Annotated in this window: 29 protein-coding genes and 1 other annotated feature; of the genes, 2 read left to right on the forward strand and 27 right to left on the reverse strand. The window is 43.8% G+C overall.

Annotation, left to right across the window (positions count from 1 at the left end):
* Positions 1-59: 59 nt before the first annotated feature.
* Complete coding sequence (locus VKA52_RS02505; protein WP_206945795.1) at positions 60-356, reverse strand: post-transcriptional regulator; 297 nt, start codon at positions 354-356, stop codon at positions 60-62.
* A 113-nt stretch (positions 357-469) separates the two neighbouring features.
* Between VKA52_RS02505 and spoVB the strand changes: the two genes are divergently transcribed.
* Positions 470-2026: a stage V sporulation protein B gene (spoVB, locus tag VKA52_RS02510; protein ID WP_326314066.1), complete on the forward strand. Its 1557-nt coding sequence runs from the start codon at positions 470-472 to the stop codon at positions 2024-2026.
* A gap of 632 nt (positions 2027-2658) precedes the next feature.
* On the opposite strand, the gene VKA52_RS02515 is transcribed toward spoVB, so the two are convergent.
* Together VKA52_RS02515 and VKA52_RS02520 are read right to left on the reverse strand one after the other, a co-directional pair.
* Positions 2659-3351 (reverse strand): DUF421 domain-containing protein, encoded by a 693-nt coding sequence (locus VKA52_RS02515; RefSeq protein ID WP_202412525.1) that lies wholly within the window; start codon positions 3349-3351, stop codon positions 2659-2661.
* 20 nt (positions 3352-3371) lie between these two features.
* A complete protein-coding gene (locus VKA52_RS02520) occupies positions 3372-4658 on the reverse strand; it encodes an ArsB/NhaD family transporter (RefSeq protein ID WP_160915425.1) in 1287 nt (428 codons plus the stop codon).
* A 126-nt stretch (positions 4659-4784) separates the two neighbouring features.
* Here VKA52_RS02520 and VKA52_RS02525 point away from each other — a divergent pair, with 126 nt between their 5' ends.
* On the forward strand, positions 4785-5168 hold the full coding sequence (locus VKA52_RS02525) for a TIGR04086 family membrane protein (RefSeq protein ID WP_160915426.1): 384 nt from the start codon (positions 4785-4787) through the stop codon (positions 5166-5168).
* A 48-nt stretch (positions 5169-5216) separates the two neighbouring features.
* On the opposite strand, the gene yajC is transcribed toward VKA52_RS02525, so the two are convergent.
* The 24 genes from yajC to minC all read right to left on the reverse strand — a co-directional run bounded on the left by yajC (position 5217) and on the right by minC (position 24002).
* Positions 5217-5474: a preprotein translocase subunit YajC gene (gene yajC / locus VKA52_RS02530; RefSeq protein ID WP_089652641.1), complete on the reverse strand. Its 258-nt coding sequence runs from the start codon at positions 5472-5474 to the stop codon at positions 5217-5219.
* 15 nt (positions 5475-5489) lie between these two features.
* Entirely contained in the window at positions 5490-6629 is a 1140-nt protein-coding gene (gene tgt / locus VKA52_RS02535) for a tRNA guanosine(34) transglycosylase Tgt (RefSeq protein ID WP_160915598.1), read from the reverse strand.
* Positions 6630-6660: 31 nt separating this feature from the next.
* Positions 6661-7686 (reverse strand): tRNA preQ1(34) S-adenosylmethionine ribosyltransferase-isomerase QueA, encoded by a 1026-nt coding sequence (gene queA / locus VKA52_RS02540; RefSeq protein ID WP_326314067.1) that lies wholly within the window; start codon positions 7684-7686, stop codon positions 6661-6663.
* A 28-nt stretch (positions 7687-7714) separates the two neighbouring features.
* The gene (locus tag VKA52_RS02545) at positions 7715-7912 is read right to left on the reverse strand and encodes a DUF2905 domain-containing protein (RefSeq protein WP_160915428.1); all 198 of its coding nucleotides are present in this window, start codon (positions 7910-7912) and stop codon (positions 7715-7717) included.
* Positions 7909-8910, reverse strand: coding sequence for a Holliday junction branch migration DNA helicase RuvB (gene ruvB, locus VKA52_RS02550; protein WP_160915600.1), 1002 nt, complete (start codon positions 8908-8910; stop codon positions 7909-7911). Before ruvB ends, VKA52_RS02545 begins: the two co-directional genes overlap by 4 nt.
* Positions 8911-8928: 18 nt before the next feature.
* The gene (ruvA, locus tag VKA52_RS02555; RefSeq protein WP_160915429.1) at positions 8929-9546 is read right to left on the reverse strand and encodes a Holliday junction branch migration protein RuvA; all 618 of its coding nucleotides are present in this window, start codon (positions 9544-9546) and stop codon (positions 8929-8931) included.
* A gap of 141 nt (positions 9547-9687) precedes the next feature.
* Complete coding sequence (locus VKA52_RS02560) at positions 9688-10257, reverse strand: BofC C-terminal domain-containing protein (RefSeq protein WP_326314069.1); 570 nt, start codon at positions 10255-10257, stop codon at positions 9688-9690.
* A 79-nt stretch (positions 10258-10336) separates the two neighbouring features.
* Complete coding sequence (locus VKA52_RS02565; protein WP_326314070.1) at positions 10337-11089, reverse strand: YebC/PmpR family DNA-binding transcriptional regulator; 753 nt, start codon at positions 11087-11089, stop codon at positions 10337-10339.
* Positions 11090-11212: 123 nt separating this feature from the next.
* A complete protein-coding gene (locus VKA52_RS02570; RefSeq protein ID WP_326314071.1) occupies positions 11213-11758 on the reverse strand; it encodes a YhcN/YlaJ family sporulation lipoprotein in 546 nt (181 codons plus the stop codon).
* A 70-nt stretch (positions 11759-11828) separates the two neighbouring features.
* A complete protein-coding gene (gene nadE, locus VKA52_RS02575; RefSeq protein ID WP_160915435.1) occupies positions 11829-12566 on the reverse strand; it encodes an NAD(+) synthase in 738 nt (245 codons plus the stop codon).
* 35 nt (positions 12567-12601) lie between these two features.
* Complete coding sequence (locus tag VKA52_RS02580) at positions 12602-13561, reverse strand: aminoglycoside phosphotransferase family protein (RefSeq protein WP_326314072.1); 960 nt, start codon at positions 13559-13561, stop codon at positions 12602-12604.
* Positions 13551-14618 carry a SafA/ExsA family spore coat assembly protein gene (safA, locus tag VKA52_RS02585; protein ID WP_160915439.1) on the reverse strand — a complete coding sequence of 356 codons (1068 nt, stop codon included), beginning with the start codon at positions 14616-14618 and terminating at the stop codon, positions 13551-13553. Before safA ends, VKA52_RS02580 begins: the two co-directional genes overlap by 11 nt.
* Before the next feature lie 177 nt (positions 14619-14795).
* The gene (gene pheA, locus VKA52_RS02590) at positions 14796-15662 is read right to left on the reverse strand and encodes a prephenate dehydratase (protein ID WP_326314073.1); all 867 of its coding nucleotides are present in this window, start codon (positions 15660-15662) and stop codon (positions 14796-14798) included.
* Between the two features lie 14 nt (positions 15663-15676).
* Complete coding sequence (locus tag VKA52_RS02595) at positions 15677-16126, reverse strand: ACT domain-containing protein (protein WP_160915442.1); 450 nt, start codon at positions 16124-16126, stop codon at positions 15677-15679.
* A 15-nt stretch (positions 16127-16141) separates the two neighbouring features.
* Positions 16142-17425, reverse strand: a complete 1284-nt coding sequence (gene obgE, locus VKA52_RS02600; RefSeq protein ID WP_326314074.1) for a GTPase ObgE — start codon at positions 17423-17425, stop codon at positions 16142-16144.
* Between the two features lie 14 nt (positions 17426-17439).
* On the reverse strand, positions 17440-17955 hold the full coding sequence (locus VKA52_RS02605; RefSeq protein ID WP_160915446.1) for a Spo0B domain-containing protein: 516 nt from the start codon (positions 17953-17955) through the stop codon (positions 17440-17442).
* Between the two features lie 333 nt (positions 17956-18288).
* On the reverse strand, positions 18289-18579 hold the full coding sequence (rpmA, locus tag VKA52_RS02610) for a 50S ribosomal protein L27 (RefSeq protein WP_035509352.1): 291 nt from the start codon (positions 18577-18579) through the stop codon (positions 18289-18291).
* 14 nt (positions 18580-18593) lie between these two features.
* Complete coding sequence (locus tag VKA52_RS02615; RefSeq protein WP_326314076.1) at positions 18594-18923, reverse strand: ribosomal-processing cysteine protease Prp; 330 nt, start codon at positions 18921-18923, stop codon at positions 18594-18596.
* Between the two features lie 12 nt (positions 18924-18935).
* Positions 18936-19244 (reverse strand): 50S ribosomal protein L21, encoded by a 309-nt coding sequence (gene rplU, locus VKA52_RS02620; protein ID WP_160915400.1) that lies wholly within the window; start codon positions 19242-19244, stop codon positions 18936-18938.
* A 13-nt stretch (positions 19245-19257) separates the two neighbouring features.
* Positions 19258-19330, reverse strand: a sequence feature (ribosomal protein L21 leader region).
* Positions 19331-19366: 36 nt separating this feature from the next.
* The gene (locus VKA52_RS02625) at positions 19367-20794 is read right to left on the reverse strand and encodes a ribonuclease E/G (RefSeq protein WP_326314077.1); all 1428 of its coding nucleotides are present in this window, start codon (positions 20792-20794) and stop codon (positions 19367-19369) included.
* Between the two features lie 11 nt (positions 20795-20805).
* On the reverse strand, positions 20806-21663 hold the full coding sequence (locus VKA52_RS02630) for a site-2 protease family protein (RefSeq protein ID WP_160915452.1): 858 nt from the start codon (positions 21661-21663) through the stop codon (positions 20806-20808).
* A complete protein-coding gene (locus VKA52_RS02635) occupies positions 21650-22417 on the reverse strand; it encodes a M23 family metallopeptidase (RefSeq protein WP_326314078.1) in 768 nt (255 codons plus the stop codon). Before VKA52_RS02635 ends, VKA52_RS02630 begins: the two co-directional genes overlap by 14 nt.
* Positions 22418-22525: 108 nt before the next feature.
* A complete protein-coding gene (gene minD, locus VKA52_RS02640) occupies positions 22526-23323 on the reverse strand; it encodes a septum site-determining protein MinD (RefSeq protein ID WP_160915456.1) in 798 nt (265 codons plus the stop codon).
* The gene (gene minC / locus VKA52_RS02645) at positions 23316-24002 is read right to left on the reverse strand and encodes a septum site-determining protein MinC (protein WP_160915458.1); all 687 of its coding nucleotides are present in this window, start codon (positions 24000-24002) and stop codon (positions 23316-23318) included. Before minC ends, minD begins: the two co-directional genes overlap by 8 nt.
* Positions 24003-24035 lie beyond the last annotated feature (33 nt).

Here is a 24035-nt window from a genome sequence, read left to right on the forward strand (position 1 = left end):
TTCAAACTTTCGCAACAATAGGAAAAACTTTAAGCTGATCACCGTAAAGAGATGAAGCCTCATTCATATTCCGAAGGACCCTTCAATGCCTCAATGGAGGCAAGCAGATCATCATTCTGATATGCCTCTGTTGTCAGATAACTCGTATATGTATGGGTCTGCAAATGCAGGATATCCTGGACTACCTGGTGCAGTCTCATTTCAGGTTCGCCATTCCAAACTTTCTTGATCAAACAATCCCACACTTCTTCTTCGGTCGCACGTTTATAACCTAATAAGTGAAACTCTTCTACTTTGCTTTGCAAAACTGTTCTCAGTTCATTTCTCCAGCTTGTGACCACTTTTTTTTGATCCATCAGGTTACTCCTCACTCTAAGGTTTTCGTAAACGGGTGTCATGCCTTGTCCATCCTTACGCATATACTTCATTGTAGCGGAATTTCATTTCTTTGAGAAGGCGGATCAATCATATGTCAAAACAAACTTTTTTACATGGTGCACTGATTCTGGTTGCTGCTGGACTGATCACCCGTTTACTAGGTTTCATTAACAGGATCGTCGTTGCCCGCGTAATGGGCCCCGAAGGTGTGGGGCTCTACATGATGGCCCTACCCACATTAATTTTAGCCATAACCATCACCCAATTCGGTCTTCCCGTGGCCATTTCAAAAAGAGTATCAGAAGCAGAAGCGACTCGGAACGAAAGTAAAATCAAACGCATTCTACTAGTTTCTCTTGCAATTACGGGGTCATTAAGCATTTTGTTTACAATCGGACTCTTCCTGTTAGCCCCCGTTGTAGCTACTTATTTCCTGACTGATTCAAGAGCCCTTTATCCATTGCTGGCTGTAACCCCTATCATCCCTATCATCGCCATATCATCTGTTATCCGGGGTTATTTCCAGGGAAGACAAAATATGAAGCCACAGGCAATCTCTCAAGTGATCGAACAAATTGTCAGAATTGGTTCAGTCGTGGTCCTTACAAAAATGCTTTACCCTTACGGCGTTCAATATGCAGCCGCAGGAGCCATGGTCTCTGCTGTCATCGGTGAATTCGTTTCTTTGATGTACATGCTGAGACAATTCAATCTACACAAAAGCTTTCGGCTTCGAAAATCGTGGAAAAAGCATATCCATGAGGGCAAGAAGACGCTTAACGAATTGATGACGATCGCTCTTCCAACGACAGGAAGCCGCTTCATTGGTTCCTTAACGTACTTCTTTGAACCAATACTCGTCGCTCAAAGTTTGGCTATTGCAGGAATTACGGCTATTGAATCTACCAAACAATATGGGGAGCTCACAGGATATGTGCTGCCCTTGCTATTTTTACCGACTTTTTTGACTCACGCGCTTTCTATTGCTCTCGTACCATCCATCAGTGAAGCTGCAGCTCAAGGTAAAAATGAGACGATTGCTTATCGCATCATGCAATCGATCCGATTATCCATTGCCTCTGGAGGGGTCATCACGATCATTTTCATGATCTTTCCTGCTGTCATCCTAACCACTGTGTATGGGACAAGTCAGGCTTCCTTCATGCTTCAGTTCATGGCGCCATTTTTTCTACTTCATTATATCCAGACACCTCTTCAAGCAACCTTACAAGCTTTGGACCTTGCTCGTCCGGCCATGTGGAACACATTGATTGGAGCTATCATCAAGTTTATTGTCCTTGTCGGGTTAAGTTCTCGTCCTGAATTCGGGATTCATGGAGTTGCTCTTGCCATCGTCGTGGGTGTCGTTGTCGTTACACTGTTGCATTTAGGGGTGCTTATGAAATATAAAGTCATCTCCTTCCCTTTACAGATGTTCTTTCGATTCGGACTTGTTATCGGAATCATCGGAGTCGTTGGATTTCAATGGAAACATCAGTGGCTTCTTGAGAGTAAACCTCTTTCGCAATTGTTGACAATGGGTACGGGACTTTCCGTTTTGTACATTGTGCTATTGTTCGTCTTTCGGTTAATCCGGATGGAAGAATTAAAAATGATCCCATGGAACCGCATCTTCAACAAAAAATAACCGCCTGATAGCGGTTATTTTTTGTCTTCTTGTTCATTTTCATAACCCGTTATCCCTTTAGTTGAAGACTCAGTTTCAAGACGATTGTGTGGTTCTAGGGGCTACGGGAAAAGGTTCGCTTTCCATGGGGCTGGCGGTGAGCCTCCTCAGGCTACGCCTTCCGGGGTCTCACCTGTCCCACACGTCCCATAGGAGTCTCGCCGTTTCCCTCCGCCCCTTTACCTTATAAGTGTCTCGAAACCACTTCTAAAAGGGGCAGCTTGAATTCATTAGTAAGGTTTAAATTCTTCTCCTCCAGGCATATAGTGCGTTGTATCTGCATTTGCGTATGCTAAACGTCAATGGTGTAGAGTTTATATCATTCACTTCCATACCCATACAAGCTGAATTTTTAAGTAGTGGTTTCGAGAACCTTCCATGTTAAAGGGGCGGAGGGGAATGGCGAGACTCCTGCGGGAAAAAAGTGCATGGTGAGACCCCACAGGACGCAGTCCGAGGAGGCTCACCGCGCTCCCGCGGAAAGCGAGTTATTCCCCGCAGCCCCATCCACTCAAAAACATCTCGAAACTGAGTCTTAAAGAAACCTGCCATTTAGTTGAATAACCCCATTCTCTTCTTTTGAGAGAATGGGGTTATTTAAATTCGTTGTTTTGGTCGATTTGGACTTCGCCCTGGTCGTTAATGGTACATAAGGATATTTCATTGAAAGAATGGAACCCCTGCTTTCGCACTTCATTTACGAGCCATTGTTTATTTTTCCGGATTGTTTGAAGACCACTATATTGCACTTCACCATCAGCAATTAAAACAACGGCATAATCAGAGCTGCCATCGTCTTTCTTTTCAAATACCGAAAGCTTTCCTGATGGTTCCAGAATCGCATAAGCGACATCCCCTACTTGTTGAATGCCATGTTCGCGCAATTGCAACAACAGATCATTGAAGTTATAACGCTGACGCTTCATCTCTTTCTCATCTACTTTTCCGTGTTTAATGATGATGGAAGGCTTGCCGTCAAACCAGTTTCTGAATCGCTGGTTTTTCAATGAAATCCATGCACTACCAATTTGGATGGCAAGGAGAACGGCCATAGGCACGATGGCTTTCCAAATAGCCTCACCCGGATTCTCGATAAGGAAGACGGCAATTTCAGCCAGCATGATAAATACGACCAAGTCCATAACACTAAGTTCACCAATTTCTCTTTTCCCCATGAAGCGGAAAACAAGCAGAATGATTAAATAGGTGATAAGTGTGCGAATGATAATGCTGAATACAAGCACTCCGAGCACAACCTTTCCTAAAGGTTTCCCTTTAGTTAACATCACCTATTTTTCCTGTTTTATTAAAGAAATGGAAGCAAATAGCGGAACCAAATATAAATGGATGATACGATTAAAGAAAGGATCAAAACCGGAAAGCCGTACAGTGAAAATTTAATAAAAGGAATGGGTTTATTATGACTGGCTGCAAGGCCCGCCACAACTACATTGGCGGATGCCCCGACAAGGGTACCGTTCCCTCCAAGGCAGGCCCCAAGAGCCAATGACCACCAGACAGGATCGACGTTCATCATTCCATATCCCTGCAACTCTTGAACCACAGGGATCATAGCGGCAACGAATGGGATGTTGTCGACAACACCTGAAAGGATTCCTGCACTCCAAAGCATCACCATCGAAGTGATAGGCATATCTCCACCTGAGATCCACACCATTCCTCTTGCTAATTCATCAATCACACCTACCGTCTCTAATCCCCCTACAAGCATGAACAAGCCCATAAAGAAAAACAACGTCACCCATTCGACTTCCTGAAAAACATGTTCAACTTCAAGCTCTTTCTCAGACAAAAAGAGCAGCAATAGTGCTCCGCTGACAGCGATCGTCGTTATATCCATATGAATAAATGGATGCATCATGAAACCGCCGATCGTAAGAAGCATGACGGAGATGGATTGAAAGAGCAACGGCGACATTTTCAAATATTCTTTCGCATCTACACTCATTAAGTCCTCCGCTAAGGCATGATCATACGTAAGCCCTTTGCGGAATAGCAGAATGATGCCTAGCGTGACGAGAACAAAAATAATGAATACTACAGGGCCTAGATGATAAAGGAATGATACAAAACTGAAATGGTCCACCGCTTGTCCGATCATAATGTTCGGCGGGTCACCGATGAGCGTAGCCGTACCACCAATATTAGAGCTGAAAATCGTCATGATCAAATAAGGAAATGCTGGAAGTTTCAAACGATCGACGAGAGTCAGAAGGACAGGTACAAATAAGAGAACCGTTGTAACATTATCTAAAAAAGCAGACCCTACCGCTGTAAACAGCGCTGTTACGAGTAAAAGCGGCACAGGTCTTCCTTTGACAAGCTGTGCTAACCAAATAGCTAAAAAAGTGAATATCCCTGTCTTTTTCGTGATGGACACTAACACCATCATAGAAAAAAGGAGGGCAACGGTTTCCCAGTCTATAAATCCAAAAGCCTGTTCCCATTCATAAATCTTTGTCATTAAAAGAAGTACGCCACCTGCTACAGCTACCAGTGCACGGTTTAACTTCTCCGTCATTATCAGTACATAGCTAGCTACAAAAATGAGTATTGCAAGTACAGTTGACATAGATCTTCCCCTTTTTGGACGGACTTTATTAATACTTATTCAAGTCCAGAGGAAAATATCTGCTTCTATCTATAGAGTTTTCATGCATATAGATAAAAGTGACAAGCATATCAAGGGGGGGATGGGATGAAAAAGTTATTGTCAGGGGTCCTGGGGTATGGAGTCGGATCTATTTTTATCCTAATGATTGTATTTGCAGGCGTGTTAGCACTTTTATTAAGGTTTACTGGAATGGAATATGAAACACTCAATCAGTTAGCTCTAGTTGCAGGGATAAGCATTCTCGCCATCGGTGGCATGCTGGCAGCTTATAAGGGAGAACAGAAAGGCTGGCTCTCTGGAGGGATGACCGGGCTGATCTTCGTCAGTGCGATGATTTTATTTCAAGTCATTTTTGAAAACTCATGGGTATCTCTGCCTCAATTAAGCTATTTCGGAGGGTTGGTTCTTGCGGCCTGGCTTGGTGGAATGATAGGAGTCAACCTGCCACGTAAAACGGTGAGGAGATGACGGTACGTAAAATCCCGCTACAAGATGATGTAGCGGGATTGCATTTGATTAGCTCAATTTTTCACGCACGGATGAACGATCGAATTTAAGTTGAGTACCATCTTGTACAGAAATCACAAGCGTACCTTCATCAATCGCATGAATCGTTCCGTGAAGTCCTCCGATTGTTATAACTCTATCGCCTTTTTGGAGGTCCGACTGCATTTGTTGTACTTGCTTCTGTTTCTTTTGCTGCGGTCGAATCAATAGGAAATAGAAAATGACAAACATTAGAATAATTGGAAGTAAACCTACTAATGTATCCATTTATTTTCCCCCTTTCTAAAAGTTCTTTGCGTTTGGTTTGTTGAAACCATACATTTCAAAGAATTCTTCTCTAAAGTCACCGAGTCGATCTTCTCTAATGGCTTCACGCACTTGCCTCATTAAGTTTAACAGAAAATAAAGATTATGATAAGTCGTAAGTCTGAAACCGAATGTTTCGTTAGCTTTGACTAAATGGCGGATATAAGCACGGCTGTAATTTCTACATGTGTGGCAATCACAATTTTCGTCAATGGGACGGAAATCACGTGCATATTTCGCATTTCTCACAACTAGTCTTCCCTCAGAAGTCATCAGAGTCCCGTTCCTTGCAATTCGTGTTGGGAGCACACAGTCAAACATATCAATCCCCCGAATGCTGCCGTCAATCAAAGAGTCCGGCGAACCGACTCCCATGAGATAACGAGGTTTTTGATCAGGCATCAGAGGTGTGGTGAATTCGAGAACACGATTCATAACATCCTTCGGTTCACCAACAGAAAGCCCTCCGATTGCATAACCCGGAAAGTCCATGGATGTCAGGTCACGAGCACTCTGACGACGTAAATCTTCATACTCTCCACCCTGGATGATTCCAAACAACCCCTGATCATGCGGACGCTTGTGTGCTTCCAAGCAACGCTCAGCCCAACGGCTTGTGCGCTCTACCGAGTCCTTCATGTATTTATGCTCGGCTGGATATGGAGGACATTCGTCAAAGGCCATCATAATATCCGGACCAAGGGAGTTTTGGATGTGCATGGCTTTTTCTGGAGATAAGAAAAGCTTCTCCCCACTAATATGGTTCCGGAAATGGACACCCTCTTCTTCAATCTTTCTAAGATCACTCAAACTGAAGACCTGAAAGCCCCCGGAGTCCGTTAAAATAGATCCGTTCCAGTTCATGAACTTGTGGAGACCACCTGCTTCTTCAATGATGTCTTCTCCTGGACGGAGCCACAAGTGGTACGTATTTGAGAGAATGATTTGTGCACCCATCCGCTCCAACTCTTCCGGACTCATTGTCTTAACGGTTGCTAGTGTACCGACAGGCATAAACATCGGTGTTTCAAAAGATCCGTGTGGTGTATGGACCTTTCCCAGACGTGCGCCAGTCTGCTTACATGTTTTAATCAATTCATATGTGATTGCCATGATTTCTACCCTTTCTCACTGTTGATCCTAAAGATCATTTTATGAACATCGCATCTCCAAAACTAAAGAAACGATATCTTTCTTCTACCGCCTGTTTGTAAGCTTCCAAAATAAAGTCTCGGCCTGCAAAGGCACTGACAAGCATGATTAATGTGGACTTAGGCAAATGGAAGTTTGTAATTAAACCATCGATGGCTTTCAAGTTCTGAGGCGGATAAATGAAGATATCCGTCCAACCGCTTGCCTCTTTAAAAGTCCCGTAATCACGGATGATGGTTTCAAGAGTTCTCGTGGAAGTGGTTCCTACCGATATGATCCTTCCACCTCTTTCTTTAACTGCATTGAGCTGATTCGCTGTGTCTTCACTCAACTGGTAGAACTCTGCATGCATATCATGTTCCTCCACTTGATCAACACTGACCGGACGGAAAGTACCAAGCCCTACGTGGAGTGTCAAATACGCAAGTTCAATCCCCTTCGACTGCAAATCCTTTAACAGTTCTTCTGTAAAGTGTAATCCAGCGGTTGGGGCAGCGGCTGAACCTTCTTCCTTTGCATAGACAGTCTGATACCGGTCTCTATCTGACAATTGCTCTTTGATATATGGCGGCAAAGGCATCTCTCCCAGAGATTCCAGTACTTCAAGGAAAATACCTTCGTAACTAAATTTCACCTTGCGTCCTCCGTGCTCTTGCAATTTGGTACATTCGGCTACAAGCTTTCCTTCTCCGAATATGATCTTTGTACCGGGTTTCACCTTTTTCGCAGGTTTGACCAGCACTTCCCATTCATCCTGGGCTGTTTGATGAAGAAGCAGGACCTCTACTTTCCCACCGGTCCCGTCTTTGGAACCGTACAGCCGTGCAGGCAAAACCTTAGTGTCATTCAAGACAAGGCAGTCACCTTTTTCTAAGTAATCGGTGATTTGAGAAAAATGCCGATGTTCAATGGTTTGTTCTGAACGATCACAAACCATGAGCCGGGAAGCCGTGCGATCTTCTAATGGAACTTGGGCGATCAGCTCCTCCGGTAAATCAAAATCGTATTGCTTAATATCCATGTGAATCCCCTATTCTATGTGTAATCGGTCAAAATTTTCTTATGAAATAGAAAATTAACGAAAGGACAATGCTCACAATAATGGAAGTCATAATGGGAAAATAAAACGTGACGTTTCCTTTTTTAAAGCTGAGATCGCCTGGCAATTTTCCAAATATGCTCCATACTATACCGATCAGTATGAACACAATCCCTATTACAATAAAGATTTTACCAAACCCCGTCAAGAGCCAGGCACCTCCCTGTTGAAGTGAGCGTAGGCTTTAGGTGTGACCACCCTGCCTCTTGGCGTGCGTTGGATATAACCAATTTGCAGCAAGAACGGCTCATAAACATCCTCAATCGTTTGAGGTTCTTCCCCAATGGTTGCGGCTATCGTATCCAATCCCACAGGTCCTCCCTGGAAGCTGTCCATGATCCCTTTCAGCAATTTGTGGTCGATAAAATCAAGACCTTCTGCATCTACTTGAAGCATTTCCAATGCTTCCTGTGTCGTTGCTTTGCTGATGACTGTCTCCCCTTTCACCTGAGCAATATCGCGGACACGCTTCAACAGGCGATTGGCAATCCTCGGTGTTCCTCTCGAACGACGCGCGATTTCAACAGCCGCCGCCCCGTCGATTTCAACAGAAAAGATTTCTGCTGTCCGTTCTACGATGGAACAAAGCGCTTTCGTATCGTAATATTCCAGACGGCTGTGCACACCGAAACGATCTCTGAGAGGCGCGGAAAGCAAACCGGCCCGCGTTGTAGCTCCGACCAGCGTGAAAGGTGGAAGATCAAGTCTTACAGAGCGCGCGCTCGGCCCCGTTCCTACGACAATATCAAGACAGAAATCTTCCATAGCAGGATAGAGAACTTCTTCGACAGAACGTGGAAGGCGATGGATTTCATCAATGAAGAGGACATCCCCTGGTTCCAAAGAAGATAAAATAGCCGCTAAATCCCCGGCTCGCTCAATGGCTGGACCAGCCGTCGTTCGAAACTGGACCCCCATCTCATTAGCAATGATCGAAGCAAGTGTTGTTTTACCTAAACCGGGCGGCCCATACAACAGTGCATGGTCAAGGGGCTCATTCCGCATCTTTGCCGCTTCGATGAAGATGCTAAGGTTATTTTTCACTTGATCCTGACCAATATACTGTTTCAGAGTTTCTGGCCGTAAACTAAGCTCAATCTCCTGGTCCGCGTTCTGTTGTTCTCCGGATATCATTCGATCTTCCAACATTCATCCCTCCTTCCCTTAAGATTTCATAAGTAACTGCAGCCCTTGTCTGACATAATCATCCACGCTGCCATGGTTGGCTTTTTCAAGTTCTGTACGAACCATCTTCACTTCTTTTTCTGTATAACCCAGGGCTTTTAATGCTTCAACCGCGTCGTCCACGAATGCCCGCTTCTCTTTCGAGGTCAGATCATCCTGATAGAATAGAGTGTCCTCATTGTCTTCATCAGGAAGCCAGACAATCAGCTTCCCTTTTAAATCAAGGATCATCTGACGAGCAGTCTTCTTACCGACTCCCGGAAATTTCGTTAAGTATTTATCGTCTTCCTGCTCAATAGCCGATACGAATTCTGGTACACTCACTGTTCCAAGGATTGCAAGTGCTCCTTTTGGTCCAATGCCAGAAACGTTTAGTAACTGAGCAAAAAGCTGTTTGTCTTCTTTTTTCTTGAAACCGAAAAGCGATTGATTATCTTCTCTTATATAGTGGTACGTATGTACTTTGACTTCCTTGCTCATTGAATCTTGAAAATGATATGGATTCGCGCACAGCACTTCGTATCCTATGCCGCCTGTTTCTATAGTGATCGACCCTTCATCGAGTGTCGTCAACTGACCTTTCACGTAACTAATCATTGTAAAATTCCCTCTCTACCCTTTATTGCTATCCTTCCTATTGTAACATACAAGCACATGTTCGCCCATGCTAAAAAGCCGTGGATCCCCTTTGAAACGGCATAAAACAGCCACAATGATTTGTGGCTGTTTTAACGTCTTTCATACTTCATCTTGTTTGGAAAATTGACGTACGACTTGCTCAAAGTGTCGATGATCCTTGATTTTTATGCCCTGTTTTAATTCATTCTCTCTTTTTGTTTCTAACGGCTTAATGGGTACTGGTTTAAAGGATTCTATCACCTTCCCTTGATCAGGAAGACCTTGAAAGACGGCTAGCTCGCCATCCTCTGTCAATCCGAAATACCCCGTCTGTTTTGTCAAAGGAGAGATATCATCGACTTCTCTCTGAAAAACCACTTTGTCCAACTGCTGTTCTTCAACCGTCCATCCCTCGTACGAAGCCCAAAAATCCATCATAGACCATATGATTTCTTCTTTTTTTGTTGTTTCTGTCACACCATCTATATAATGCTCCTTTAGAATGACCGTCAGTTTCAAAGGTTCCGGCTTCACCAATGTCTCCACGGATTCTATTTGCTCCTGCTTACCCTGGATGACTCTTTGAGGCGTGTTATCTTTAAAGGTTTTCTGTGGAGTTTGATCGATCATCGACCAACTCAATACGGTCACGCCTATAGTTAATCCAACAATCCAGGCCCATCGTTTCATAACAGGATCCCCCCTAAATAAAATAACTTCTGTTTCTAGTGTGTCCAGAAACAGAAGTTATTATCATAGCAAAGGGAGATCACGATAATTTTTCCAGGATTGCTTCATCAGCATCAAGATTGTGATAGACTTCTTGAACATCATCGTTATCCTCGAGCATATCAATCAGCTTCAACATTTTTTCTACGCCTTCTTCGCCAAGTTCCGTATAGGTTTCAGGTATCATGGTCACTTCACTTGTGGTAAAAGCATACCCATTTGCTTCCAGGGCCTGTTTCACATCAGAAAAAGATTCAGGATCTGTATAAATCTCAAATTGTTCTTCTGAAATTTCCATTTCCTCTCCACCGGCTTCAATGACTTCAAGCATCAATTCTTCTTCATCCGCCTCTGTTGTTTCCCGGTCGATCACAAGATAACCTGAGCGGTTGAACATGAAGGAGACACACCCATTCTCCCCTAAATTCCCATCATTTTTATTGAATGCATGTCTGACATCTGCAGCTGTACGGTTTTTATTGTCCGTCAATACTTTAACCATGACTGCTACCCCGCCAGGACCATATCCTTCATACGTATATTCTTCATAATTGACCCCTTCAAGGTCGCCGGTCGCTTTTTTAATGGCTCGATCAATGTTATCTTTCGGCATATTGTTTGATCTTGCTTTATCTACAGCTATACGCAGCGCAGGATTGGTTTCTTGATCCCCGCCTCCTTGTTTCGCCGCCATGAAAATCTCACGAGCAAGCTTCATGAAGAGTTTTCCGCGTTTCGCATCTTGAGCACCTTTTCGATGCTTGATATTACTCCATTTTGAATGGCCAGCCATTGGACATTCTCCTCTCCCAAACAAATCTTTATCGTCCCTTAGCGTATCTTTCATCAGCAATGGACTCTACATTCTAATATATCACAATCCCCTTTTTTCTTGAAAGCGAACCGTTATCCCCTGTTATTGATTAAAAAAGTTTTTAAATCTTTCTCTGATTTTATCAGGTGCTTCCCTGTCTCTTGAGTTAAAGTTTTTCATTTCATCCCAGCTGTTGTTATTCGTATAGACAACCAAATCTTTATCCGACACTTGCTTCACCTTAGCTTCTATCTTTTCCGGAATCGTTTCATCTCTCAAATCATATGGATTGATCATGACCGCCACATACATGCGATCATCAGTCGAATAAGCTTGAGCCATCGTGATTTCCTTCAATTCATTCACTTTTTCCACGACAGCCATGGCATCTTCGTTATTGAAATCATTGTCGTGGGAACGGTTGGTTTCACCATACTTCGCATTTCTGAATTCTTCCTCTGCTGTACGTTTAAAATAACTATCTTTCCCTGTAGGAATTTGCCCTCGGCGTTCAATCGCTCCATCTTGAGCATAACCAAGAGGTTGGTAAGGGGATGATTCTTCTTCCTTCGGTTCAGCCGTTTCATCCGCCTGACACGCAAACATGAATAAAGTGGTCAACATAAGCATACTAACGATTTTCCACATAAAAACATTCTCCTTTTACCCTTACTATGGGTTCAAGAAGAATGTTTTAGTCTGTCAATATTCGCCAGGCTTATTTCGGTGGTGCAGGAGGCAGCTGGCGCTTGTGGGCGGAACGTTTATGCATCGCTTCGATGATATTACGATCTTCTTCAGGAATTTCCTCACCCTTCAAGTGGCGATCGATCATATCATAACTTGTGCCCATTTCGTTCTCATCTGTCTGGCCTTCCCACAACCCTGCACTCGGTTGTTTATGGATGACTTCATCCGGTACACCTAAATATTCAGCCATTTCCCGCACTTCACCTTTAGTAAGGTTTGCGATTGGTACCAGATCAACGCCTCCATCTCCAAACTTCGTGAAGTAACCTGTGTACCATTCTGCTGCATTATCTGTTCCGACAACTAAGTATTTATGATTAGTGGCGATGGTATAGAGGGTACTCATGCGTAAACGGGCTCTTAAATTAGCATCAGCCAATTTTTCCTGTTCCTCATTGAAAGATCCAGCATCGTTCAATTGCTGTTTAATGGTTGAGAACATAACCTTATGTGTTTCCGTCAAATCAACTGTCATAACCGGTAAGTCACACGCTTCCACAACACTCTTTGCATGAATTTGGTCATCGGATTGACTTTTACAAGGCATGATGACTCCCAGGGAGCGATCAGGGAATGCTTTCTTAATAAGATTAGCTACGACAGCGGAATCGATTCCACCACTGACTCCAACGACTAATCCTTCCACTTTTGCTTCTTTCACTTGTTCCTGAAGCCAGGACACGATTTTTTCAACTTTTTGTTCCACCGGATTGTTCATCCTTTCACACATATGATATCTAATCATAGCATATGCTCAGCATATCGGACAAACTTCTTCCGGTTTTCCCATGCTTTTTCCAACTTTCTCATATGTCGGGTCATTGATGCTTCTTCCCTTAAGCTAAGCCGATATCCATAAAGCCACTCCCTTAAAAGATCAGCGGGAACGAGGACTCCTTTCCACCAGATGTCCTTATCTGAAACGTGAGGAAAATAAGGCAGCAAAGTAGATTTCCTAAGTTCCACGTATGGTAAAAAACGCTGAGCTAGTTGAATGTGGTCATATAAACGAGGACCGGTATGCAAAAGATCAAAATCAATCATTTTTATATTCTTATCCGTGCCTACAATGAAATTATGATGAGCCACATCTCCATGCAGCCATTCGTGTCGGTCCCAGGCTTTCTCCTCCACCTCTCCCCAGGGATGATCGGTAAAGTCTTCTAACCGTTTGCTCATGCAAGCATGGAGTTCCTGAAACATTTCCCGCTTCCGTAACTCAGTGAATAAATCTTTCGTTTCTTCAAATTGTTCTAAGCGCCTTTCCCATTTGACATATAAAGGGTCTTTAGGAATGGATAATACACCAATACCTTTCGTCGTTCGATGAAAATGGTGCAGAATACGTACCGCTTGTTTTCGATCCTTATGCCGGTTAAAATCTGCGTGCCTTCCTTCCACTCGTTCAAATAAAGCCCAATCACAACCAAGTTTACTGATCGTATAGACACGATCATAAAAAGGATACGGGCTTGCAGCTATTTTGTAGGCATAGTTCCAGTGTTCAAAAAACTCTACTTGTTTTTCAATCACATGAAACCTCCGATACCCCTTCAAAATAAATGGCATGCCTTCATACCTTACTTTGTACACCTTCGGTTTGATGGTCTGTTCATATTCAATGGGAAGCTTTTCCTCTGTTTGCATCCATTGAAAAAGGCGATCCGTGTATGAATCGCCCATTCGGTGTTCAGCTTTCATCTAAATCATCTTCCCTCCAAGGCTGTTGATATCCTTGGCCCATCTGTTGGGGATCCCACTGTCCCATTTGCTGTGGGTATGGTTGGCCCCACCCTTGCTGAGGCTGACCCCATCCCATGTGAGGTGGCTGCTGACCATAACCCATCGGCTGCTGCATCCCACCATATGGTGCCTGCTCCCATGGCTGCTGAGCGCCATATGGAGACGGCCCCCATGGCCCCATCATCGGTCCATATGGCTGCGGTCCTTTTTCTCCTCCGCATCCACAGTCCCCACCGGCTTGCACGCCTTGGACCATATCATCGCTTGATTCATCCCCCATCATATGCATAGGCTGATTCATCGGCATTGGTTGTTGGTACATCGGCATATGCATCGGCATCATCACTGGATAAGGAGGGCAGCAATAATAGTCGGTGTGCATCAACTGCGGCTGCATCGGTTGTTGCATTGGCTGTTGCATCGGTTGTTGCATCGGCTGTTGCATTGGCTGCATCGGTTGATAATACGGCTGCTGTGGCATTGGAGCTTGTTCCGGAGACTTCATCCCTTTCACATCTTCCATTTTTTCTCCTTTTACTTCTTCTTTTAGAGCCTCCTTAGGTGATTCTTCTTTCGGCTGCGGCATCGGCATTTGAGGAAGGTGGAAAGTTGTATAATAATTTTGCATCTGTTGATCAATGCTCGGCATTGTAATCGGCATATTCATGTTAATGGGCTGCATCGGCTTCATCGGTTTTTCCATGACACCTTTAGGTGCCGGTTTCTTCTCATCTTCTTTAATTTTCGGAATCGGCTTTGGTGTTGTATCTTTATATGGTGGTTGTGAAGGCATTTCCTTCTTAGGTGCTGGTGCTTGTTGTTTAGGGGCCTCTTTTTTAGGAGCCTCTTTTTTCACTTGTTTTGTACCTTGAGGGACTTTGATCTTCATACCCGGCATAATCATATCAGGATTGGAAAGCTGGGTATTCATGGATTTCAACTGTTCAAAGTCGACCCCATATTTCTTGGCAATGTTCCAGAGTGTATCTCCTTTTTGTACAATGTGAATTCTCACATCTGCAACTCCCTTCCTGTAATTCTGTAAAAACAATAAGGCAATAATAGCTTCATAACACTCTATGCAACACAAGCCAAAACATTGATGAAAAAGCCTATAATAATTTGAAGAAAAATATAAACAAACCCCTGAATCCCTATTATTAAAGGGGTTCAGGGGTTATGAGGGTCAAGCTTATTTCACAGGGGTCGGCACATCGATCTGGTAACTTGGATACGTTCCGAGCACCTTCAGCTGACAACCTAACGCTTCAAGTTCTGCCTGCACACCAGGAAAAAGCACGTGATCGTATGGTTGATCGACATCTATCAAGAAAAAGTAGTTGCCAAGGCCGGTTTTCATCGGCCTTGATTCGATTTTTGATAAGTTCATTTTTCTCCACGCAAAGGCTGCGAGTACTTGATGAAGGGCTCCTACATAATCTTTAGGCAATGTAACCATAACCGTCGTTTTGTGCTTGGTTACAGGATGATCCTTTACTTTCAAAGTGGTAGGGACCTTCTGGACGACTGCAAACCTTGTATGGTTATTGTCATAATCATGGATGTCCGTATCCATAAACCTCAGACCGTTTTGCTCTGCTGCTAAATGGTTGGCAATGGCAGCGACACCCGGGCCTTCACTTGCTACAACTTCAGCCGCTTTTCCTGTCGATGCGGTGTATTCCACTTCAGCATTCGGGTACTTGGTGTGCAAGTACTGGTGACACTGGGCAATGGCATGGCTGTGAGAATATACCTTCTTAATTTCCCCATCATGATCAGGATGGACGAGAAGGTGCTGTTTGATGGGGACTGTCAGTTCTGCAATAATTGATTGGTTGACGTGATGGACAAGATAATCAACCGTCAAGTGCACAGAACCTTCAATCGCATTTTCAATGGGGACAACGGCCGTACTGATTTCCCCATCCTCCACAGCATCCAGACAGGCAGGAATGTTCTCGTAGCCCACGAACTCTCCACCTTCAAACAAAGCATCCACTGCCATTTTTGTAAACGTACCCTTTGGTCCTAAATATCCAATCCGTTGTTCCGTCATGATTTCCCCTCCAATTAAGCTCCCGTACTTAAGATCTCTACACGATCTACAAAATCTAACTTGTGCAGTTGCTGCAATAGTTTTTCTATGCTGTCTTCCATTCCGGAAGTATTCAATGAGAGCGTCACATTGGCTTTGCCTTGAAGAGGAATGGTCTGATGAATCGTCAAAACATTACAACCGGACTTAGCAACCGTCATTAACAAATTCGACAACGTTCCTTTACGATCTTCAAGGTGGAAGAACAACGTAATCATCTGCTCTTTAACCATCGCTTGAAAAGGAAAAACAGCATCTCTATATTTATAAAAAGCACTGCGGGATAAGCCCACTTGCTGGACTGCTTCGAAAATGGACTCTACTTTCCCCCGCTCCAGCAGCTCTTTGGCATCAATGGTCTTCATCATAGCTTCAGGAAGAATGTCGCTACGGACTAAATAAAATTTTTCATTGTAATCCGCCATGAAAAATCCTCCCCTTTAATCGACAAACTCAAATTCATAATCCATCAATCTTACCGTGTCGCCATCTTTCGCCCCGCGTTTTCTGAGTGCTTCATCCACACCCATACTCCGCATCTGACGAGCGAAACGGTTGATGGACTGGTCATGAGAGAAGTCCGTTCTTTTAAAGAGGGATTCAATCTTCTCTCCATATAAGACATAGGCACCGTCATCATCACGCGTAATCTTAAATGGCGCTTCCTCTTTTTCGAATTTGTAGATGACTCGTTCATCCACTTCCTCGACTTGTTCTTCCTGCTTCGGAATTTGATCCAGTTTATCTGCTACGGCATACAACAATTCATCCAACCCATCCCGTGTAACTGTAGAGATCGAAAAGATCGGAATGTCATCATTGCCAAGCTGCTCCTTGAACCGTTCCAGGTTCTCTTTAGAATCAGGAATATCCATTTTATTTGCTACAATGATTTGAGGACGATTTTCTAACCGTTGATCATAAGATGATAGTTCATTATTGATCGTTATATAGTCTTCATAAGGATCGCGGCCTTCCATTCCAGACATATCAATGACATGGAGCAGTAATCGTGTACGTTCTACATGTCGCAGAAATTGATGACCAAGCCCTACCCCTTCATGCGCTCCTTCGATAAGGCCTGGAAGATCGGCCATTACGAAACTACGATGGTCCTGACTTTCCACTACCCCAAGGTTTGGAGAAAGAGTGGTGAAGTGATAATCCGCAATCTTCGGCTTTGCAGCGGTTACCACCGATAAGAATGTTGATTTACCGACACTCGGAAAACCAACTAATCCGACATCTGCTAACAGCTTTAACTCGACGACTACATCGAGTTCTGCACCCGGTTCCCCATTTTCAGCGATTTCAGGCGCAGGGTTCCTGGCCGTAGCGAAACGGGCATTTCCACGTCCTCCGCGACCACCTTTAGCGATGACCGCTCTTTGTTTATGATCCGTTAAATCAGCGATGACTTTATCTGTCTCTGCATCTTTCACCGTTGTCCCAGGAGGAACACTGACAACCAGTGGATCAGCGTTTTTTCCATGCTGCTTCTGATTCATCCCGTTTTCACCTTTGGCTGCTTTAAAGTGGTGTTGATACCTGAAATCCATCAGCGTGTTGAGACCTTCATCGACTTCAAAAATGACATCACCGCCATTTCCACCATCACCACCAGCAGGTCCACCTCTTGGTACAAATTTTTCACGACGGTAAGCCACAAGACCATTTCCACCGTCTCCACCTTTTACAAATACTTTCACCTGATCGACAAACATGTCTATTCACCTCTTCATTCTATTGTCATTTCAATAGAAAGTTCTTTACTGTCAAAAATCGTGGCAATAAATCCTTCTTTATTCAGCGTCTCTTTCAAACGTTCCGGTTTATGAAATAGCCCTTCCCATTCCCAGCTCAATCCAAGCGTATCCTGCCCACCTACATAGATGGTACATGTACCTTCATAAAGTTCTTCATTTCCAATATGTCCATCCATGATTTCAATCATCCGTTTTCCATAAGCGAACAATGTATGATCATGACGGGATAAATCAACTTCTCCCCTTATGAAATACCGTAGCCGGTAAGTCTTATGTACCCAATTAAAAGAAAGCAGCCATAAAGAAAAATGTAGAGAATGACTATTCAATAATTTCCGTTCTTCTTCTGCCTCTTCTTTTATTTCTTCCATTTGTGACAGCAAGCGATCCTGCTTTCCAAGGGTAGCGTAACCTTGAAGCAATTGAATTTGATTCATCCAGTCATGACGCTTATGCCTGAGCAGCTCAATGATTTCTTTTTCTTCCATCGTTTCAGCTCCCTCGTTCAACCCATAGTAATAAAAAGTATAGCAAAAATTCAAGGAAACAAAAAATTTAAAACATAAGATCAGTTTCGAGGATTTCGCGTGATAGGATTAGTGACTGAAAAAATACACGAAATGATCTTTATAAGTTTTCCGTTCCTATTAGGAATCATTGCTCTCATGCCAAAACGGAATCCAGACGGGCTGCTTAGACGCGTTCCTGAGAAAAGCGACTCATTACTCTCAACTATTTGCTAAACAGCAAATAAAGGATATAAAAAAAGCCGCGCTTATGCGAAAAGCAAAGCGCGGCTTTTTTGCTGATGGACTATTCGCTTACGCTTCCTGTGCTACAGGATAAACGCTGACTTTTTTACGGTTACGTCCGTAACGCTCGAATTTAACAACACCATCCACTTTCGCGAACAATGTGTCGTCTCCACCACGGCCAACGTTCGCACCAGGGTACACCTTTGTACCGCGTTGACGGTAAAGGATGGAACCAGCAGTTGCTTGTTGTCCGTCTGCACGTTTAGCTCCAAGACGTTTGGACTCAGAGTCACGACCGTTTTTTGTACTACCTACACCCTTCTTCTGGGCGAAAAACTGCAAATCAAGACGTAGCATGAGTCTTCACCTCCTTATCGTTGGGATATTTTCATATATTGATCGTATTCTTGTTCAATCGTTTCCAAGGACACCTGCATGCCTTCCAATAAGGTTTGAGCTTTGACATGAATGGATTCATCCAAATCTTCAGGAAGAGTGATTTTTAAATAACCACCTTCACCACCTTGTTCGACATCAGGTTCGAATTCACAAAGGCTGATTACAGCATTGACAGCACCGAACGAAACAGCCGATACGGCAGCGCAGACGAGATCATGACCATAAGGTCCACTTTCTGCATGTCCGGATATTTCAAAGCCTGTAATTTCTCCTTGCGAGCGAAACATCGATACTTGTATCATCCGATACGAACCTTACGCGTTGATTTCTTCAACGACAAGTTTCGTGTACGGCTGACGATGACCTTGTTTGCGCTTGTAGTTCTTTTTAGGCTTGTATTTGAAGACAGTCAATTTCTTCTGAAGGCCTTGTTTTTCAACTTTAGCTGTTACAGAAGCACCATCAACGTAAGGAGCACCAACTTTTGTGTTGCCTCCACCTACGAAAAGAACTTTGTCAAAAGTGATAGACTCACCAGCTTCTACGTCCATTTTTTCAACATAGATCTCCTGGCCTTTTTCTACTTTTACCTGCTTACCACCAGTTTCAATAATTGCGTACATACTTGCACCTCCTCAATATACTCAGACTCGCCATTCAGGTACCGGAAATCGGTTTTAAAACCTGTTCTGTGCGGTTGTAGCAACGGAGTGCTACTAGAATAACAAAACAATGTTACCACAGATCAAAACAAGTTGTCAACATGATATCCGCGACGCTGAACAGCTTCCCGGATCATGTCTATAGACCCTTCAAGCTCTATTTGATAGTCAGAGATGTCAGCATCCTGTCTAACAAACAGCTCCTGTGGAATTTTACTAGAAATCGACTCAGAAAGCAATCGTTTTTTACAATCCACAATCGTCGGATGAACAGCAACCATCAGGGCCTCCGCCTCTCTCCTTTGCAGAAGTTCTCTTTCTAAACGATATACAGCCGTCTCATCCGTGAATTTCACTTCCTTAGGCTTGGTGAATAAAGAAGACAGGCTGGGACTTTCCCTTTTTCTCGTCATTTCTAAAAGTCCTAATCTTGTCATTCCAAACACGTTTGTTTTCATGGGGTCCTCTTTCACAAGCTTTCTCATTTCTGCGACGAGTTGTTTCTCTTTGTTCTCATCCTTCATGGAGATGAAGTCAATAAGAATGATTCCAGATAAATTTCTTAAACGGATCTGCTTTTGAATTTCCCTGGCAGCCAGGGTATTGACATCAAGAGCTTGAGAGTTTGTAAAGGCCCGTCCTTTCACTTTATGGCTATTCACATCAATGACAGTCATCGCTTCCGTTTCTTCGATGACCAAGCTCACACCATTATCCATTTCCACAAGAGGATTGATCATTTGCTCCTGGAGACGTGAAAAGGACACAGGCAGCTTTCCTTCCACATCACTTACCCAGCGGATGCGGTTAGCCAATGAAGGAAATTTTTTCTTCAAACGCTTTGATGTGCTCGCTTCATCAAGGATTACTTCCTGAATCGTTGTCGCCGGAAATTTACGAATGAATGCATCAGGGATACTCGGCTCACTCCATAAAGAGCCGGGTTTATTAATTTCTCTCTTTTCAATCGTTTTCCACTCATTTCGAAGTTCTCTTAATTCTTCCATCATCGTCCCGGGGTCCACGGCTCCCGCTGCTGTTCGTATAATACACCCTTCGGAATTGTTTAATTCCAGTTCCAGCAACGCTTCAAGCTCTGATTTATTTCCGTCGTCAAGCTTCCGCGAAATCGAAAGTTTCCCTTGAGCAAAAGGCTGATAGATGGTGTACAAGCCAGGGAGTGTCACATTTGCGGTCAGTACAGCCCCTTTGTTGCCAACCGGTTCCTTAACGGCTTGTACAATCACTTTCTGCCCTGTACTCAATGCTGTAGATAATTCACCTTCACACCAGGGAACCATTTCCTTCCTAAGAAAACCAGACTTCTCCTCTCCTATGTCAATAAAAGCGGCACCCAAACCCTGATCCACCCGTTCGACTTTCCCCCAAAAAATAGAGCCCGCGAGCTTTTCAGCACCGGGCCGGTCAATAACATATTCATGGATCTCTCCATTTTCAATGACCACTCCCGATTTTTCGGCTGCCTTTGTATGTAAAACTAATTTTCTCATGTCATCCCTCATCATATAGCGATTTCAGCAATGTCCCTTACTTTTAAATGCGGCTTCTTTTGTTCAAAAAAAGCCCGGAGACACTCTTGTTCATCTACTATATAGAAAGGATTCGTATGTTTCAATACATACTTATGGCGCCGGTTGGAGTGGATGTTCTTCAGCACATCACGAACGAGCGTCTCTTGATGAACGTTTACATACTTAGTTTTTAATGATTCCCTGTTCTGATACGTGCAATATAGAAGATAACGCATCATCGTATAAGACTTCCGCTTCCATTCGAGAACGTTTTCAATGAATAAAAAGGCGGTCAGGAGGATGGCGGCTAACGTCCAGCGCCCGCCTGTAAACATCCAAAATCCAGCAAATATCATAAACAGAAGGGATAAACTAAGGGCTACTGCCAGACTCACCCTGAAGGCAAAGAAGCGATTTAAAAGATAAAAAAGCAATTTCCCACCATCTAAAGGCCAAACCGGCAGCATGTTAAACAGAAAGATCACTCCATTATAGAAGAAGGCAGCATCTAATAAAGGATGTACGCCTATTATGGATTGAAGAGTCATGAGCAAAACAAAGATCCATAGATGCTGAAAAGGGCCAGCGATGACCACAAGCATTTGCTCTCGAAAAGGCCTGGTGTTGTGCTCTTCACTCACGACAGCCCCCCCGAACAGCCAAATCTCCATTCTTTCTACACGCCACCCAAACCGTTTTGCCATAAGGAAATGGCCCAGTTCATGAGCAATGACTATGGAAAACAGAACGATGAAATCATAAATAGCCCCGGTCAGCAGAGCGGACAAAGCAAGCAAAAAGAAGAGGGGGTGGATATGGATATGGTCGTGGAATTTAAGGACCTTCATTCACTTTGATCACCTGTACTGGATCTAAAAAAGTATTGTCTTTTTCAATGGCGAAGAAGAATTCCGCTGCCTGCCCCTCTTCCGCTTTCACGGATCCCAAATCCTTTTGCGATTGGACATGTTCATATAAATGGACATCAATGGATGATAAATAACCGTAAGTGGTTTCCGTTCCATCCTCATGCTGTAAAACTACAGCCTTCCCAAACTCAGGATCATTTCCGGCAAATATGACGGTTCCTTCCCGAACCGCTTTTACTTGAGAGCCATTTTCCGTTGTTAAAATAATCCCTTTGCCATCATTTTGAAAAGGAGTCGTCACCGTTCCATTCACAGGCATTGCGAGAGGTTCTTGATCCGTTCTACCCTCAGGCTGGATGACCTGTAATGGATCTCCAAAACGGTCACTGTACCAGGCTGTCACTTTAGCAAAAGGGAATTCTTCCTGCATTTGGCTCACTGCCCAATCACTTGGAACTTTCGCAATAGCCAGGTCTGTATTTTTCCCCGCAGCTACGAGGGCAAACAATAAAATAGCGAAGAATACTTGCATGCCTAAACGACTTGTCGCATTTGACTGATTCTCCTTTTTCACTGGTTTATGACCGTAATCATTAACCAGAGGGGGAAAGCCATGCATTTCTTCATCTTGAGGTGGGGAGAAAACTCCAGGAGGGCTCGTCCCCTGACGATGCATCTTTCTTTTTTTTCGATCGGCTATATTCTTGCGTACATCATGAATGTTCTTCTTCACAACCAAACCCCTCTCTACGCCTTTTTCTATCAGTCTATGGGACAAGGAGGAGGTTTATTAATTGAAAATAAAAAAACCTGCCACCGAATGTGGCAGGTGAAACGATGGTTATGTGCGCATGCCGAAGAATTTCTTGACTTTCGCCAGAACGCCCCGGTCTTCATCGAGCTTCATAAGGGGTACCGTTTCGCCAAGAATTCTCCTAGCAATGTTTCTGTATGCGAGAGAAGCTTTTGAATTCGGCTTCATTGCCACAGGCTCACCACTATTGGATGCTTTAATGACCGCATCATCATCAATCACGATTCCCAATAGATCGATAGACAGGACATTGACGATTTCATCAACATCTAGCATGTCCCCATTTTTCATCATATGATTGCGGATGCGGTTAATGACCAGTTTCGGAGATTCCATTTCTTCCTGTTCCAACAGACCAATAATCCGATCCGCATCCCGGACACTTGATTTCTCAGGAGTTGTGACAACAATCGCCTTGTCCGCACCAGCGACCGCATTTTTATACCCTTGCTCGATCCCCGCCGGACAATCGATGACGATATAATCGTACTCTTGCTTCAGCTCCTGCACAATGGCCTTGACCGCTTCCGGGGTCACTTCAGATTTATCAGATGTTTGAGCGGCAGGAAGCAAATGAAGACAATCAAAACGCTTATCCGTAATCAAGGCTTGTTTTGTCTTGCAGCGCTCGTTTACGACATCGACAATGTCATAGATGATGCGGTTTTCAAGCCCCATCACGACATCTAAATTTCTGAGACCGATATCAGTATCAACGAGACACACCTTTTTCTTCTGCAAGGCCAAAGCGGTCCCCAGGTTCGCAGTAGTCGTGGTCTTTCCGACCCCTCCCTTTCCAGAGGTAATCACTATCGCTTCACCCATTGATCATTCTCCTTTCAAAACTAACCAGATCCGGTCTCTTTTTTACAACTTCTTGTATTCGATCAATACGTATTTTTTCCATGGACTCATCAATAAATCCACATTCCATATAGACACCCTCTGATTCATAATCAGGGGAGCGGCTCAACTGATCGGCGATTCTTAGTTGACTCGGCTGCATATAGGAAGAGGCGATCACTGCATTCGTATCCCCTTCAAACCCTGCATGCGCAATTCCACGCAAACTTCCCATGACAAAAATATTGCCTGTGGCTTTGATTTGCCCTCCAGGGTTCACATCACCGATCAAAAGCAGGTCTCCTTTGACTTCAACTAACTGTCCCGACCGCACAGTTTTAGCTACAGGGGTGATTTCCGTATTCTCTTTCCACTCAAGAGCTTCCTTTTTCGTCAAAACATCCGACTCGATCTTTTCAACAACGAGCTTCTGCTTTTCCCGGACAACCTCTGTGAGCTTTTCTTTTTGTTCTTCATTCAAATACCTGTTTCCAAGCTTAATCGTCACACGAATCATCGGATGTTCATCTGTCAATCCGTTCATAGACAATTGATTTTGCAATTCTTTTAAAAGGGCTGAGAAGGAACATTGATCATCCAAATGTAATGTCAGACCGTCCCTCGTTCCTTTAATCATCACCTTTTGAACATTAGCAGCCATAGGCTCTTTCACCTCAAACCTCAAACATTTCCA

This window comes from Halobacillus sp. HZG1 (genome assembly GCF_035818575.1).
In the GTDB taxonomy this organism is placed as follows: Bacteria; Bacillota; Bacilli; order Bacillales; family Halobacillaceae; genus Halobacillus; species Halobacillus litoralis.

Coding starts and splice junctions, on each gene's coding strand:
- VKA52_RS02505 (WP_206945795.1), bottom strand. CDS start 356: ATGGATCAAAAAAAAGTGGTCACAAGCTGGAGAAATGAACTGAGAACA.
- spoVB (WP_326314066.1), top strand. CDS start 470: ATGTCAAAACAAACTTTTTTACATGGTGCACTGATTCTGGTTGCTGCT.
- VKA52_RS02515 (WP_202412525.1), bottom strand. CDS start 3,351: ATGTTAACTAAAGGGAAACCTTTAGGAAAGGTTGTGCTCGGAGTGCTT.
- VKA52_RS02520 (WP_160915425.1), bottom strand. CDS start 4,658: ATGTCAACTGTACTTGCAATACTCATTTTTGTAGCTAGCTATGTACTG.
- VKA52_RS02525 (WP_160915426.1), top strand. CDS start 4,785: ATGAAAAAGTTATTGTCAGGGGTCCTGGGGTATGGAGTCGGATCTATT.
- yajC (WP_089652641.1), bottom strand. CDS start 5,474: ATGGATACATTAGTAGGTTTACTTCCAATTATTCTAATGTTTGTCATT.
- queA (WP_326314067.1), bottom strand. CDS start 7,686: ATGGATATTAAGCAATACGATTTTGATTTACCGGAGGAGCTGATCGCC.
- ruvA (WP_160915429.1), bottom strand. CDS start 9,546: ATGATTAGTTACGTGAAAGGTCAGTTGACGACACTCGATGAAGGGTCG.
- VKA52_RS02560 (WP_326314069.1), bottom strand. CDS start 10,257: ATGAAACGATGGGCCTGGATTGTTGGATTAACTATAGGCGTGACCGTA.
- VKA52_RS02565 (WP_326314070.1), bottom strand. CDS start 11,089: ATGGCTGGCCATTCAAAATGGAGTAATATCAAGCATCGAAAAGGTGCT.
- VKA52_RS02570 (WP_326314071.1), bottom strand. CDS start 11,758: ATGTGGAAAATCGTTAGTATGCTTATGTTGACCACTTTATTCATGTTT.
- VKA52_RS02580 (WP_326314072.1), bottom strand. CDS start 13,561: ATGAAAGCTGAACACCGAATGGGCGATTCATACACGGATCGCCTTTTT.
- pheA (WP_326314073.1), bottom strand. CDS start 15,662: ATGACGGAACAACGGATTGGATATTTAGGACCAAAGGGTACGTTTACA.
- VKA52_RS02595 (WP_160915442.1), bottom strand. CDS start 16,126: ATGGCGGATTACAATGAAAAATTTTATTTAGTCCGTAGCGACATTCTT.
- obgE (WP_326314074.1), bottom strand. CDS start 17,425: ATGTTTGTCGATCAGGTGAAAGTATTTGTAAAAGGTGGAGACGGTGGA.
- VKA52_RS02605 (WP_160915446.1), bottom strand. CDS start 17,955: ATGGAAGAAAAAGAAATCATTGAGCTGCTCAGGCATAAGCGTCATGAC.
- rpmA (WP_035509352.1), bottom strand. CDS start 18,579: ATGCTACGTCTTGATTTGCAGTTTTTCGCCCAGAAGAAGGGTGTAGGT.
- VKA52_RS02615 (WP_326314076.1), bottom strand. CDS start 18,923: ATGATACAAGTATCGATGTTTCGCTCGCAAGGAGAAATTACAGGCTTT.
- rplU (WP_160915400.1), bottom strand. CDS start 19,244: ATGTACGCAATTATTGAAACTGGTGGTAAGCAGGTAAAAGTAGAAAAA.
- VKA52_RS02625 (WP_326314077.1), bottom strand. CDS start 20,794: ATGAGAAAATTAGTTTTACATACAAAGGCAGCCGAAAAATCGGGAGTG.
- VKA52_RS02630 (WP_160915452.1), bottom strand. CDS start 21,663: ATGAAGGTCCTTAAATTCCACGACCATATCCATATCCACCCCCTCTTC.
- minD (WP_160915456.1), bottom strand. CDS start 23,323: ATGGGTGAAGCGATAGTGATTACCTCTGGAAAGGGAGGGGTCGGAAAG.
- minC (WP_160915458.1), bottom strand. CDS start 24,002: ATGGCTGCTAATGTTCAAAAGGTGATGATTAAAGGAACGAGGGACGGT.